The organism is Luteibacter sp. W1I16 (assembly GCF_050434905.1).
GTDB lineage: Bacteria > Pseudomonadota > Gammaproteobacteria > Xanthomonadales > Rhodanobacteraceae > Luteibacter.
On record NZ_JBNDJJ010000001.1, the window covers coordinates 1,432,127 to 1,445,964 of the forward strand.

Below are 13,838 nucleotides of genomic sequence, written 5' to 3' on the forward strand. Positions count from 1 at the left end.
CCATGAGCGCCATCAACGAGAGCGTCACGAACATGATCCAGAGCAACCGCGCGAAAGCGCCGGAAGAAGCGGCATCCACGGACGAACGCGTGCGGAAGATATCTCCGTGGCGCATCCTCCTCGACAGGCCCGAACTCGGGTCCATCGCGGGCACCGTGCTCGTCTTCGTCTTCTTCGGCATCTTCGCCGGCGGCTCGGGCATGTTCGCGCTCGATGGCGTGATCAACTGGGCGCAGGTGGCGGGCTACCTCGGCATCATCGCCGTGGGTGCCTGCCTGCTGATGATCGCCGGCGAATTCGATCTGTCGATGGGTTCGATGATCGGATTCGCCGGCGTCATGGTGGCCATCCCGCCGATGTACCTGGGCTGGCCGCTGTGGGCGTCGGTGATCTTCGCCTTCGCCGGCTCCATGGCGCTCGGTGCGTTGAACGGCTACCTCGTGGTTCGCACGAAGTTGCCGTCGTTCATCGTCACGCTGGCCTTCATGTTCATCCTGCGTGGCCTGACCCTGGTCCTTTCCACCGGCTTCGCCAACAGCACGATCGTCAGCGGCATCGGCGACAAGTTCACGGAGGACCCGGTCGTCTCCGCCCTGTTCCAGGGCACCACCCTGCACTGGCTGTTCAGCGCGCTCGCCGGGATGAACCTGATCGAGAAGCTGCCCAGCGGGGATCCGGTCGTGGCGGGCCTACCCAAGGTGCTGGTCTGGTGGATCGTGATGGCGATCGCCGCCGGCTTCGTGCTAGCCCGCACGCGTTTCGGCAACTGGATCTACACGGTGGGTGGCGATGCGAACGCCGCGAAGAATGTCGGCGTCCCCGTGCGCCGGGTGAAGATATCGCTATTCGTCCTCACCGCCTTCTGCGCCTGCCTGTTCGGCGTGCTCCAGGTGGCCGACGTCGGCTCCGCCGCGGCCGACCGCGGCCTGCAAAAGGAATTCGAGGCGATCATCGCCGTGGTCATCGGCGGCACGCTGCTCACCGGCGGCTTCGGCTCGGTGATCGGCGCCTGCTTCGGCGCGCTGATCTTCGGCGTCGTGCAGATCGGCATCTCGTACACCAATATCGATTCCGATTGGTACCGCGTGTTCCTGGGCGGCATGTTGCTGCTGGCGGTGCTGTTCAACCACTACATCCGCAGCCGCGCCGCGGCGACGAAATGAGGAGCGCCACCATGGCCGACGATTACATCCTCGAGCTCGACAACGTCAGCAAGTATTTCGGTACCGTGATCGCGCTCCAGGGCGTCACGCTGCGCCTGAAGCGTGGCGAGGTGCACTGCCTGCTCGGCGACAACGGCGCGGGCAAGTCCACCCTGATCAAGACCCTGGCAGGCGTGCACCAGCCCAGTTCCGGCGCGTATCGCGTCGATGGCGAGGAAGTGCGCTTCAACTCGCCGCGCGAAGCGCTCGATCGTGGCATCGCGACGGTGTACCAGGATCTCGCGCTGGTACCGCTGATGAGCGTGGCACGCAATTTCTTCGCCGGCCGCGAGCCGCGCCGCAAGATGTTCGGCGTCATTCCGGTCATCGACATGAACTACGCCAACGAGACCGCCCGCGACAAGCTTGCCGAGATGGGCATCCGCGTCCGCGACGCGAGCCAGCCAGTCGGCACGATGTCCGGCGGCGAACGGCAATGCCTGGCGATCGCCCGCGCGATCCACTTCGGCGCCAAGGTGCTGATCCTGGACGAGCCCACCGCCGCCCTTGGCGTGAAGCAGTCCTGCAACGTGCTCAAGCTGATCCACAACGCCCGCGAGCGTGGCATCTCGGTGATCTTCATCACCCACAACGTGCACCACGCCTACCCCATCGCGGACAGCTTCACGCTGCTCAACCGTGGCCAGTCCATGGGCACCTTCGCCAAGAGCGACATCACGAAGGAAGAAGTGCTCGACATGATGGCCGGCGGCACCGAGATCCAGAGCCTGGTCGATGAACTGGAAGGCCGCGCGGCCTGATACGGAACCCCTATGCGCAATCCCCTTCCCCGCTCTTCCTCCCGCCCCATCGACGTCGCCTGCCTCGGCCGGCTCGCGGTGGATCTCTACGCCCAGCAGATCGGCGCCCGCCTGGAGGATGTGACCAGCTTCGCCAAATACCTTGGCGGCTCGTCGGCCAACGTGGCCTTCGGCACCGCGCGGCTGGGCTTGCGCTCCGCCATGCTCTCGCGCGTGGGCGACGATCACATGGGCCGCTTCCTCACCGAAACCCTCGACGCGGAGGGCTGCGACGTGAGCCAGGTGCGGATCGACCCCGAGCGCCTGACCGCGCTGGCGATCCTCGGCATCAAGGATCGCGAGACCTTCCCCCTTCTTTTCTACCGCGAGAACTGCGCCGACATGGCCCTGGCAGCCGGCGATATCGATGAGCCCTTCATCGCATCCTGCCGCGCACTGGCCATCACGGGAACGCATTTCTCCGAGCCCGGCGTGCACGCCGCCAGCACGCGCGCCGTCGAACTGGCCCGCAAGCACGACGTGCGCACCGTGCTCGACATCGACTACCGCCCCGTGCTCTGGGGCCTCACCGGCCGGGGTGAAGGCGAAACGCGCTTCGTCGCCGCCGATCATGTCACCGCCCATCTGCAGGCCATCCTTTCCGGTTTCGACGTGATCGTCGGCACGGAAGAGGAATTCCACATCGCCGGCGGCAGCGAGGATCTGCTTGCCGCGTTGCGCGCCGTGCGTGGCATCAGCGCGGCCACCCTCGTGGTCAAGCGCGGACCGCTGGGTTGCAGCGTGATCGAAGGTACGATCCCTTCGGACATCGACGACGCGCCCACGTATCGCGGTACGCGGGTGGACGTGCTCAACGTGCTCGGTGCCGGCGACGCCTTCCTCTCCGGCTTCCTCGCGGGTTGGTTGCGCGGCGAATCGCTGGAGCGCTCCTGTGCCTTCGCCAATGCCTGCGGTGCGATCGTGGTGTCCCGCCATGGCTGCGCCCCGGCCATGCCCGGACGCGCGGAACTGGACGCGTTCCTTCAGCGCGAAGGCGGCATCCGCCGCCCCGATCTCGACGCCGAACTGTCACATCTTCATCGCACGGCCGTGCCGCGAAAGACGTGGGACGACCTCTACGTGTTCGCCTTCGACCACCGCGTGCCGTTCTTCGAACTGGCCAGGCAGGTCGGTGGCGACGAGGCACGCATACCGCGCCTGAAGGAATTGCTGGTGGAAGCCGTGGCCGCCACGGAACATGCCGGAAAGCTCCAGGGCCATGTCGGCTTGCTGGCCGACGACCGCTATGGACAGGACGCACTCAATGCCGCCACCGGCCGTGGATGGTGGATCGGCCGGCCCGTCGAGGTCTCCGGGTCGAACCCGCTGGAACTGGAGCGCGGCCGCTCCATCGGCAGTCAGCTGATCGCCTGGCCGCGCGAGCATGTGATCAAGTGCCTGGTCGCCTTCGACCCGGATGCGAGCCCCATGGACCGCGTGGAGCAGGAAACCCAGCTCCGCTCGCTCTACGACGCGGCGAAGATCAGCGGCCATGAATTGCTCCTGGAAGTCATCTCGCCGGGCTGCAAGAGCCAGGCGGAGCGCGACGAACTCGTGCTGCGTTCGCTGAAGCGCATCTACAACCTGGGCATCAAGCCCGAATGGTGGAAGCTCTGCCCGCCGCGCCGCGAGGCGTGGACCGCGATCGACGCGCTGATCCACGAGCGCGACCCGCATTGCCGCGGCGTGCTCCTGCTCGGCCTCAACGCGCCAGCGGAGACCCTTGCCGCCGGCTTCGCCGACGCTATCGACAGCACCACCTGCCGGGGCTTCGCCGTCGGCCGCACGATCTTCGCGGAATCGGCGAAGGCGTGGCTCGCCGGAAGCATCGACGACGACGCGCTCGTCGCCCAGGCGCGGGCCTCGTTCGAACGCATGATCGCCCTGTGGCGCGACGGCCGGCGCAGTCCCGAAACATTGAAGGAAGGCGCGGCCGCATGAGCGAGACGATCCGACTCACCTGTGCGCAGGCACTGGTTCGTTACCTCGCGGCGTTGCGCGGGCGCGACGCCGACCAGGAGGAATCCGTGCCGCTATTCAGCGGCGTGTTCGCCATCTTCGGCCATGGCAACGTGACCGGCATCGGCGAGGCACTGTACGGCGTGCGTGGACAGTTGCCGACGCTCCGTGCGCATAACGAGCAGGCGATGGCGCATGCCGCGATCGCCTACGCCAAGGCGAACATGCGCCGGCGCATGATGGCCGTCACCACGTCGATCGGCCCGGGCGCGACCAATCTCGTCACGGCCGCCGCGCTGGCCCACGTGAACCGCCTGCCCGTGCTCCTGTTGCCCGGCGATATCTTCGTCTCGCGCGAGCCCGACCCCGTGTTGCAGCAGCTCGAGGATTTTTCCGACGGCACGGTCTCGGTCAACGATTGTTTCAGGCCGGTATCGCGCTACTTCGATCGCATCGTCCGGCCGGAACAGTTGCTGACCGCGCTTCCCCGCGCCATCCGGGTGCTGACCGATCCCGCGCTGTGCGGACCGGTCACCCTCGCCCTTCCGCAGGACGTGCAAGCGGAAGCGTACGACTACCCGTTATCGTTCTTCGAGCCTCGCGAGATCGTCTTCCGCGCCCCGCAACCTACCGACGACGAGCTGATGGCGGCGCTCGACGCGATCGAGGCGGCGGAGCGCCCGGTGATCATCGCCGGTGGTGGCGCCCTCTACGCCAAGGCCACCCCGGCATTGCTCAACTTCGCGGACAAGCATGGCGTCCCCGTCTGCGAGACCCAGGCGGGCAAGGGCGTGCTGCCGTGGAACCACCCCTTGCACCTCGGCCCGGCCGGCGTCAGTGGGTCGACCGCTGCGAACGCCTTGCTCCGCGAGGCGGACCTGATCATCGCCGTGGGCACGCGACTGCAGGATTTCACCACGGGCTCGAACGCCCTGTTCCGCCACGTGCCCATTCTTTCGGTGAACGTGAACAGCTTCGACGCGCTCAAGGGTAATGGCCTGGAAGCGATCGGCGATGCGGCACAGGTACTCGACGACATCAGCTTCGGACTCGAGGATTGGTCGGCGCCCGAAGCCTGGACGACGCGTGCCCGTGAAGTGGCCGGGGAATGGGTGGACATCGTCTCCCGCATCACCGGCCAGCGCGATCCGCCCGCCGGGCGCTTGCCCTATGACGGTGAAGTGATCGGCGCGGTGCAGCGCTCGTCGCCGCGTTCCGCCGTGGACGACATCGTAGTCTGCGCCGCGGGCACCCTGCCTGCCGAGCTCGAAAAGCTCTGGCGTACCGAAACGCCTGGTGGCTATCACATGGAATACGGCTACTCGTGCATGGGTTACGAGATTGCCGGCGGCCTGGGCGTGAAGTTGGCCTATCCCAACCGCGAGGTCATCGTGATGGTGGGCGACGGCAGCTATCTCATGATGAACTCGGAGATCGCGACCTCCGTGATGCTCGACGCGAAACTCATCATCGTGCTGCTGGACAATCGCGGTTACGGTTGCATCAACCGGCTGCAGCAAGCAACCGGCGGAGCGCCGTTCAACAACATGTTCGAGGACTGCGTGCAGGGCCGTTATGGCGCTCCCAGCGTCGACTTCGCCGCCCATGCCCGCAGTCTCGGCGCGATCGCCGAGCACGTGTCCGACATCGCCGGGCTCGAGGCCGCCATGGAGCGCGCACGCGCCGCCGACCGTACCTACCTCATCAGCATCGACACCGACCACACACGCACGACCGACGAGGGTGGCGTGTGGTGGGACGTGGCGGTGCCGGAAGTTTCCACGCGGGACGCCGTGCGCGAAGCGCGCGCGGACTATGAGACCGCCATCGCGGGCCGCAAGGCCAGGATCACGCCAGCATGAAGAACGATCCCATCCGCATCGGCATCAACCCGATCTCCTGGAGCAACGACGACCTGCCATCGCTCGGCGGAGAAATACCGTTGTCCACCGCACTCACCGAAGGCAAGGCCATCGGCTACGAGGGCTTCGAACTCGGCAACAAATTCCCGAAGGAACCGGCGGCACTGCGTGAGCTGATGGCGGGCTACGGGCTCGATGTCGTCTCCGGCTGGTACTCGGGGCGTCTCGGTGAGCGCTCGGCGAAGGAGGAAAAGGCCGCCGTCGCGCAGCATCTGCGCTTGCTCGCGGAGAATGGTTGCAAGGTCATGGTCTACGGGGAAGTGGCCCACGCGATCCAGGGTGAGCCGGTACCGCTGTACAAGCGCCCCCGTTTTCGTCGCGACGACGAGTGGAAGCGCTACGGTGAAAAGGTGACGGAGTTCGCCCGCTTCACACTGTCGCACGGCGTGCGCCTGGCCTATCACCATCATATGGGCGCGTACGTCGAATCTCCGGACGATGTCGACCAGCTCATGGCGCATACCGGCGAGGACGTCGGATTGCTGTTCGACAGCGGCCACACCTACTTCGGCGGCGGCGACCCGGTCGCCGTGCTGGAGCGTCACATCGCGCGCATCTGCCACGTGCACTGCAAGGACGTGCGGCCCGGCATCGTGCGCCTCGCGCGTAACCGCCAGTGGACCTTCCTCGAATCCGTGCTCAACGGCGCGTTCACCGTGCCCGGCGACGGCGTGATCGACTTCGCCACCCTCATCGGCAAGCTGAAGGAGCACGGCTACAAAGGGTGGCTCGTGGTCGAGGCCGAACAGGACCCGGCGGTGGCACCCAGCTACGCCTTCGCGAAGAAGGGCTACGACACGCTCCGCACCCTGCTCGACCGGACACCGGTGAGGGAGGTCGCATGAGCCTGCTCGTTAAATCGATGCCGACCGGCGAGGCCATCGTGAAGGTCACGCCGCAAACGGCGCATTGGAAACATGTGGGCTTCGAGGCGCGCCGGCTCGCTGCCGGCAACCGCACCGAGATCACCCTGCCAGCCGATCGCGAAGGCTGCCTCGTCGTGCTCACGGGCAGCGTCGACGTAAGCGTGGGAGACCATGCATGGGAGAACCTCGGCGGCCGGGCGAGCGTCTTCGAGGACCGCTCCCCGCACGCCGTCTACGCTCCGCCATCATCGGTATTCAGGATCCTGGCGACGACCGACGCCGAGTTCGCCATCGCCTCGGCGCCCGCTTCAGGCCGGCTGGACGTGCGGCTGATCCCGCCGGAATCGATGAAGCGCTCGGTGCGCGGCACCGGCTCGAACACCCGCTATGTGTGCGACATCCTGCCCGAGACGGAGCCGGCCGAATCGCTGCTCGTCGTCGAGGTGCTCACGCCCGCCGGTCATTCGTCCAGCTACCCGCCACACAAGCACGATACCGACGCGCTTCCGGAAGAAAGCGTGCTGGAGGAAACCTATTACCACCGTATCGATCCGCCCCAGGGCTTCGCCTTCCAGCGCGTCTACACCGATACCCGCGACATCGACGAGTCGATGGCCGTGGGCGACCACGACGTGGTGATGGTGCCGCGCGGTTACCACCCCGTGGTGATGCCGCACGGATACCGGGGCTATTACCTCAACGTGATGGCCGGCCCCCGCCGTGAATGGCATTTCCGCAACGATCCCGCCCACGAATGGATGATCGCGCGCTGAGGCGCCGCGGTCGGAGTAACCAAGACATGTCCGCTCAACCGTCCAGCAACGCCCTTCCCCGCATCGGTCACTTCGTCGCCGGCAAGCCCTACGCGGGTACGCCCGCCGGCTCCGCTCCCGTCTACGATCCGGCGCGCGGCATTCCCGCCGCCGAGGTGGATCTCGCTTCCGTCGCCGACGTCGACGCCGCCGTGCGCGCCGCGCATGCCGCCTTCCCCGCGTGGTCGCAAATGCCCGCGCTAAAGCGCGCCCGCGTGATGTTCCGCTTCAAGGAGGTGATAGAACGCGATATGGACCGGCTCGCCCGCGTGATCGTCTCCGAACATGGCAAGGTGCTTTCCGATGCGAAGGGCGAGCTCGTGCGCGGGCTCGAAGTCGTCGAGTACGCGTGCGGCATTCCCGAATTGCTCAAGGGTGAATACACCGAGCAGATCGCAAACGGCATCGATGCCTGGACGATGCGCCAGGCCCTTGGCGTCTGCGCAGGCATCACGCCTTTCAACTTCCCCGCGATGGTTCCGATGTGGATGTTCCCGATGGCGATCGCCTGCGGCAACACCTTCGTGCTCAAGCCGTCCGAACGCGATCCCTCGCTCGCCGTGGAGCTGGCGAAGCTGCTCAAGGAAGCCGGCTTGCCGGACGGCGTGTTCAACGTCGTGCACGGCGACAAGACCGCGGTCGACGCCTTGCTGGATCATGACCTCGTGCGCGCGGTGAGCTTCGTCGGCTCCACCCCGATCGCGGAGTACATCTATGCACGCGGTTGCGCCAAGGGCAAGCGCGTACAAGCACTGGGTGGGGCGAAGAATCATATGATCGTCATGCCCGACGCCGATCTGGAAAAGACCGCGGATGCCTTGATGGGCGCCGGATATGGCGCCGCGGGCGAACGCTGCATGGCGATCTCCGTGGCCGTGGCGGTCGGCGAAGCCACCGCCGACGCCCTGGTCGCGAAGCTCGCGCCGCGCGTGCGCGCGCTTCGCATCGGCCATGGCATGGATGAGAAGGTCGACATGGGTCCCGTCGTTACCGGAGTACATCGCGATCGCATCACAGGCTACATCGATGATGGTGTCGCGTCGGGTGCCGAACTGGTCGTCGATGGACGCGGCTATCAAGTCGCCGGCTGCGAGCAGGGCTTCTTCGTCGGCGGCACGCTGTTCGACCGCGTGTCACCGTCCATGCGTATCTACAAGGAAGAGATATTCGGACCCGTTCTCTGCGTGGTGCGCGTTCCCGATTTCGCTAGCGCACTGAAGCTCGTGGATGAACACGAATTCGGCAATGGCACCGCCATCTTCACGCGCGATGGCCAGGTGGCGCGTGAATTCGCGCATCGTGTACAGGTGGGAATGATCGGTATCAACGTGCCCATTCCGGTGCCGATGGCCTTCCATAGTTTCGGCGGATGGAAGAAGAGCCTGATGGGAGACCACCATGCCCACGGCCCGGAATCCGTGCGCTTTTACACAAGACAGAAGGCCGTTACACAGCGTTGGCTGAACCACGATGAAAGCGCTGGCGCCGAATTTGCGATGCCCACCCATTAGTCCGACAAAAACACTATGATGCGGCGGTTGATCGCACGGGGAGCATTGTGCGTTGCAACTGAGATAATCAAAAGTCAATTACGAAAAAGCATAATTTTTTCTTCAGGGAGAAGGGTACATGCGCAATCAATTCAAAAAGCGTCCCCTTGCCGGACTGGTGCTGGCGTGCCTCGCGTTCGGTGCCACCGCGGCACACGCGCAAGATGATTCGATGAGGTCCGACCCCAGCCCGATGGCGAGCAGCAAATACCTGTTCGGCGACTGGGGTGGTGAACGCACGCGTCTTGAAGACAAGGGCATCTCGTTCGACTTCGGTTATGGTTTCGAAGCCGCGCACAACTACTCGGGTGGCGATCGCAGGATCACCCGCTATACCGACCAGTGGAAGTTCGGCAGCGCGTTCGACCTGCAGAAGCTGTGGGGATGGACCGGTGCCACGTTCAAGATCGTCATCACCGATCGTAACGGCCGCAACATCGGCGCGGACGCGAACATCGGCAACAACCAGCTGATCCAGGAAGTGTACGGACGCGGCCAGACCTGGCACCTGACGGTGTTCTCGCTGGAGCAGAAATTCTTCAACGACCGCCTGACCTGGAAGATCGGCCGCCTGCCGGTCGGCGAGGACATCAACCAGTTCTCGTGCGACTTCCAGAACCTGACCTTCTGCGGCGCGCAGCCGGGTAACATCGTCGGCGACTACTGGGTCAACTGGCCGACCAGCCAGTGGGCCACGGTGCTGAAGCTGGATACCTCGAAGGAAACCTTCGTGCAGATCGCCGCGTACCAGATGAATCCAAAGTACGTCGACGACTCGTACCAGCGCCACAACGGCCTGAAGCCGAACTTCCCGAGTGGCACCACCGGCGCGCTCATTCCGCTGGAGTTCGGTTGGAAGCCGATGGTGAACGGCTTGCCGGGTTCGTACCGCGCGGGCGTCTGGTACAACACCTCCAAGGGCGACGACCTGTACCTGAACGAGGATCGCCAGCCGCTGGCGATCGCCGGCGGTGATCCGCTGCAGCACGACTCCCGCAAGGGTGCGTGGATCACGTTCCAGCAGCAGGTGACCGGCGAAGCCGGTGGCAAGGGCGCCACCGTATTCCTGAACGTTACCTCGGCCGATCATGCCACCTCGGCGACGAACAACCAGATCGCGCTGGGCGTTGAGTACAAGGGCATCTTCGATCGCCCGAACGACTTCGTCGGCGCGGCACTCGGTGGTTCGCATGCCAGTGGTTACGCCGCGAAGAACCAGCGCCTGTTCAACGCGACGCATCCGGGCCAGGAAGGCATCATCAACGACGGCTACGAGAAAGTGGCCGAAGTGTTCTACAGCTGGTCGCCGATTCCCTCGATCGCGATCCGTCCGAACCTTCAGTACATCAAGGATCCGGGCGGCAGCAAGCAGAACGACGACGCCTTCGTGCTGGGCCTGAAGACGAGCGTGGCGTTCTGAGCGACGCGCTCATCCTGAGCGGTAGGTTCGTTTGACGTTGGAAGGCCCGGGGAAACCCGGGCCTTCTTCGTTTCCCGTTATCGCCGCTGAAGCGGCTCCCACATGAACCTTCGCATCATCCGGGAACCTCATCATCATCCGGAGCCCGCTGGGTTGTCAGGGAACCTGTAGTCATCCGGGGCAAGCCAGGCCTTGTGTGGGAGCCGCTTCAGCGGCGATTCCCTCACCCATCATTTTCCGCCGATGCGTGGAGTTCAAAGGTTTCGTCGCCTTCATCCACCGTCAGCCGCATCAGGATCGGACGGCAGCACACCTGGCAATCCTCGATATAGGTCTGGCTGCCCGCCGAGGTGTCGACGGCGACTTCGATGGTCTCGCCACAGTAGGGGCATGCGATATCGGTGAAATTGAACATGGGATGCTCTGGTGGGAGCCGACCCTGTCGGCGATGCGGTTCGCGGTATCCTATCCCGCTGCGACGAACGAGACTTGTACCCATGATCGATCTGGTCGGCTTCGACGGCGACGACACCCTCTGGCGCAGCCAGGAGTTCTACGATCACGCCCAGGAGGCCTTCGAAGCCATCCTCGGGCGCTATGTCGACCTCACCACCAAAGGCCTCCGCGACGCCTTGCTCGCCACCGAGCGCGGCAACATCGCCTTGTTCGGCTACGGCGCGAAGGGTATGGCGCTGTCGATGATCGAATCGGCGATCGAGTTGACCGATGGACGCATCGAAGCACGCGACATCCACCGCATCGTGCGCCTGGGCAAGGACGTCCTGTCCCACCCCGTGGAGCTCCTGCCCGGCATCCGCGATGCCGTGGAAGCCGTCGCGGCGAAGCACCGCGTGGTCCTGATCACCAAGGGCGACCTGTTCCATCAGGAGTACAAGGTCGCCCGCAGTGGCCTCGCGGACATCTTCCACCGCATCGAGATCGTCTCTGAAAAGGACCCGGCCGCGTATGCGCGCCTGTTCGGCGAGTTCGAGGTGAGCCCCGACCGCTTCGCGATGGTGGGCAACTCGTTGAAGTCGGACATCGTTCCGGTAGTGGAGCTCGGCGGCTGGGGCGTATACATGCCGTACCACAGCACATGGGCGCACGAACTGGTGACGGAATTCGCCATGACCGAGCGGGTGCTCGAGGTTGCCGACGCAAGTGGCATCGCGACCGCCATCGCGCGGATGCATGCGGCATGATGATCACCGGCGCACGCTGACGCCGCGCCGGTCCACGTTTCTTTCGCACCGTTCGCACGAAGCTTGCACCAGTCGAAACGGAGGTGGCGGCATGGATTCACGGTTGCACCTGGCCTGGCGCGTGGTCAGGACCACGGCGAAGGGTTTCAGCGACGATGAACTGATGACGCGCGCCGCGGCGCTCGCCTTCTATTCCGCCCTGTCTTTCGCGCCGTTGCTGGTGCTCCTCCTCTGGATCGTCGCCTCACTGCGGCCTGAGTGGCAGGCCCAGTTGATCGACAGCCTCAATGGGTTGGTCGGGCCCCGGGCCTCCGAGGCGGTGAGACTGGTGATAGAAAACGCAAGGCAACGACCCAGTGTGGGCAGCATGGCCGGCGTGATCGGCCTGGGCGTCACCCTGGTCGGCGCATCCGCCGTCTTCGCCCAGTTGCAGGGCGCGCTGAACCGGGTCTGGAGCCTGCAGCCCCGCCCCGGCTCGACCAGGGGTGCCATCCTCGGCTGGCTGCGCGCACGCATGCACGCGCTGGGCCTGCTGTTGTCGCTGGCCTTCCTGCTGGTGATCTCGTTTTCGGCCAGCGCGCTGATCGCCGTGTTCGTGCGCGGCGGGACCACCGGCTGGCAGATCCTGGAGATCGTTATTTCCCTGGCCGTGTTCGTGCTGATCTTCGGCGCGATCTACAAGGTGCTGCCGGATGCGATCATCGAATGGCGTGACGCGATGATCGGCGCGACGCTGACCGCGCTGCTCTTCGCCGTGGGCAAGTTCGCCATCGCCATCTATCTCGACCGCAGCAACGTAGGGGGCCCCTATGGCCCTGCGGGAGGCGTGGTCGTCCTGTTGGTATGGGTCTATTACTCGGCCCTGATCCTGCTGCTTGGGGCCGAGTTGACCGAGGCCGTGGCGGAGGAGCGCGGCACGCCGATTAAACCGCGGCCATACGCGATGTCGACCCGGGCGCCCCAAACGGCCGGGATTGACCCGTCCGTCACGAAGCCGGCGGTATCCCTGAAGGCCACCGAGAAGGAGGACCTGCCATGAAGACCCAGCTGCTCGCCGTCGCCGCGATCGCCATCGCCAGCACGGCTGCCGTTTCCACGCCGCCGGCCGAGGCCCAGGCCCGGCGGAGCCAGCACCAGGTCTGCGAGAACGTCCGGGTCAAGCAGATCAACTCCAAGGACGACAATCGCCTGATCGGCACGGGCGTGGGCGCCGTGGCCGGCGGCCTGATCGGCAACCAGGTCGGTGGCGGCAAGGGCAAGACCCTGGCCACGGTGGCCGGCGCGGTCGGCGGCGGCTACGCCGGCAATCGCATCCAGAAGAGCCACCAGGACAAGAACGCCTCGTACACCACCGAGCGCCGTTGCCGCTGGGTGGACGACTGAACCCACGGGCTGTAAGCGGACGCCGGTGACGCCGGTCTCATGGAAAGGGCGCCCAGGCGCCCTTTCCCGCTTCCGGAGGCTATATGCGTACCGATCCCGATCGTCGTCGTTTCCTCGGCGTACTGGCCGCCACGGCGGCCGCGTCGATCTCCCTGCCCTTCGTCCTGCGCGCGACCCGGCCGGCGATGGCGGCCGATGCACCCATGCCCAAAGGGGGCAATGTCACTCTGGACTGCTTCGGCAACGACAAAAAGCCGTTGGGGTCCTGCGTCGAGCCCCGCATCGTCCTCACCGACGAGCAGTGGAAATCGAAACTGAGCAGCAAGGCGTATTACATCACCCGCCACGACGGCACCGAACCGCCCTACACGGGCGAGGGCTGGGACCGGCACGACAACGGCATCTACCGATGCATCTGTTGCGATACGGCTCTTTACGACTCGGCCACCAAGTTCGATTCGGGCACCGGCTGGCCGAGTTTCTACCAGCCGATCTCGAAGCGAAACATCACCGGGAAGACCGACCGCAGCCTGGTCGAGGAGCGGACGGCGGTGAATTGCGCGCGCTGCGATGCGCACCTGGGCCATGTGTTCGACGATGGCCCCGATCCGACCGGGCTGCGCTATTGCATGAACGCGGCGGCGATGCGGTTCGTGGCTTATGCGGCGTAGCTGGTGGCGGGAATCGCTGCTGAAGCGGCTCCCACACAGTCTACCGGTGGG

The 13,838-nt window shown here is 65.3% G+C and carries 13 protein-coding genes; 12 read left to right on the forward strand and 1 reads right to left on the reverse strand.

All coding sequences use genetic code 11. From position 1 onward, the window contains the following. Nucleotides 1-2 precede the first annotated feature (2 nt). The 8 genes from QFZ41_RS06485 to QFZ41_RS06520 all read left to right on the forward strand — a co-directional run bounded on the left by QFZ41_RS06485 (nucleotide 3) and on the right by QFZ41_RS06520 (nucleotide 10,531). Nucleotides 3-1,163: an ABC transporter permease gene (locus QFZ41_RS06485; protein WP_426286765.1), complete on the forward strand. Its 1,161-nt coding sequence runs from the start codon at nucleotides 3-5 to the stop codon at nucleotides 1,161-1,163. Between the two features lie 11 nt (nucleotides 1,164-1,174). Further along, a complete protein-coding gene (locus QFZ41_RS06490; RefSeq protein ID WP_371022748.1) occupies nucleotides 1,175-1,963 on the forward strand; it encodes an ATP-binding cassette domain-containing protein in 789 nt (262 codons plus the stop codon). A 12-nt stretch (nucleotides 1,964-1,975) separates the two neighbouring features. Next, on the forward strand, nucleotides 1,976-3,943 hold the full coding sequence (locus QFZ41_RS06495; protein ID WP_429197999.1) for a bifunctional 5-dehydro-2-deoxygluconokinase/5-dehydro-2-deoxyphosphogluconate aldolase: 1,968 nt from the start codon (nucleotides 1,976-1,978) through the stop codon (nucleotides 3,941-3,943). Further along, nucleotides 3,940-5,823 carry a 3D-(3,5/4)-trihydroxycyclohexane-1,2-dione acylhydrolase (decyclizing) gene (iolD, locus tag QFZ41_RS06500; protein WP_429198000.1) on the forward strand — a complete coding sequence of 628 codons (1,884 nt, stop codon included), beginning with the start codon at nucleotides 3,940-3,942 and terminating at the stop codon, nucleotides 5,821-5,823. Before QFZ41_RS06495 ends, iolD begins: the two co-directional genes overlap by 4 nt. Continuing rightward, a complete protein-coding gene (iolE, locus tag QFZ41_RS06505; protein ID WP_429198001.1) occupies nucleotides 5,820-6,728 on the forward strand; it encodes a myo-inosose-2 dehydratase in 909 nt (302 codons plus the stop codon). Before iolD ends, iolE begins: the two co-directional genes overlap by 4 nt. Then, the gene (gene iolB, locus QFZ41_RS06510; RefSeq protein WP_429198002.1) at nucleotides 6,725-7,522 is read left to right on the forward strand and encodes a 5-deoxy-glucuronate isomerase; all 798 of its coding nucleotides are present in this window, start codon (nucleotides 6,725-6,727) and stop codon (nucleotides 7,520-7,522) included. Before iolE ends, iolB begins: the two co-directional genes overlap by 4 nt. 26 nt (nucleotides 7,523-7,548) lie before the next feature. Next, a complete protein-coding gene (locus tag QFZ41_RS06515) occupies nucleotides 7,549-9,072 on the forward strand; it encodes a CoA-acylating methylmalonate-semialdehyde dehydrogenase (protein WP_429198003.1) in 1,524 nt (507 codons plus the stop codon). A 118-nt stretch (nucleotides 9,073-9,190) separates the two neighbouring features. Then, complete coding sequence (locus QFZ41_RS06520; RefSeq protein WP_429198004.1) at nucleotides 9,191-10,531, forward strand: carbohydrate porin; 1,341 nt, start codon at nucleotides 9,191-9,193, stop codon at nucleotides 10,529-10,531. 223 nt (nucleotides 10,532-10,754) lie between these two features. Here the strand turns inward: QFZ41_RS06520 and QFZ41_RS06525 are convergent, their stop codons facing one another. Beyond that, a complete protein-coding gene (locus tag QFZ41_RS06525) occupies nucleotides 10,755-10,946 on the reverse strand; it encodes a CPXCG motif-containing cysteine-rich protein (RefSeq protein WP_429198005.1) in 192 nt (63 codons plus the stop codon). Nucleotides 10,947-11,028: 82 nt separating this feature from the next. On the opposite strand from QFZ41_RS06525, the gene QFZ41_RS06530 reads away from it, so the two are divergent. From QFZ41_RS06530 to msrB, 4 genes are all read left to right on the forward strand, one after another. Next, nucleotides 11,029-11,733: an HAD family hydrolase gene (locus QFZ41_RS06530; protein WP_429198006.1), complete on the forward strand. Its 705-nt coding sequence runs from the start codon at nucleotides 11,029-11,031 to the stop codon at nucleotides 11,731-11,733. Nucleotides 11,734-11,836: 103 nt separating this feature from the next. Further along, complete coding sequence (locus tag QFZ41_RS06535; RefSeq protein WP_429198007.1) at nucleotides 11,837-12,772, forward strand: YihY/virulence factor BrkB family protein; 936 nt, start codon at nucleotides 11,837-11,839, stop codon at nucleotides 12,770-12,772. After that, nucleotides 12,769-13,116, forward strand: coding sequence for a glycine zipper 2TM domain-containing protein (locus tag QFZ41_RS06540; protein ID WP_429198008.1), 348 nt, complete (start codon nucleotides 12,769-12,771; stop codon nucleotides 13,114-13,116). Before QFZ41_RS06535 ends, QFZ41_RS06540 begins: the two co-directional genes overlap by 4 nt. Nucleotides 13,117-13,199: 83 nt before the next feature. Next, entirely contained in the window at nucleotides 13,200-13,787 is a 588-nt protein-coding gene (msrB, locus tag QFZ41_RS06545; RefSeq protein ID WP_429198009.1) for a peptide-methionine (R)-S-oxide reductase MsrB, read from the forward strand. The last annotated feature ends 51 nt before the right edge of the window (nucleotides 13,788-13,838 follow it).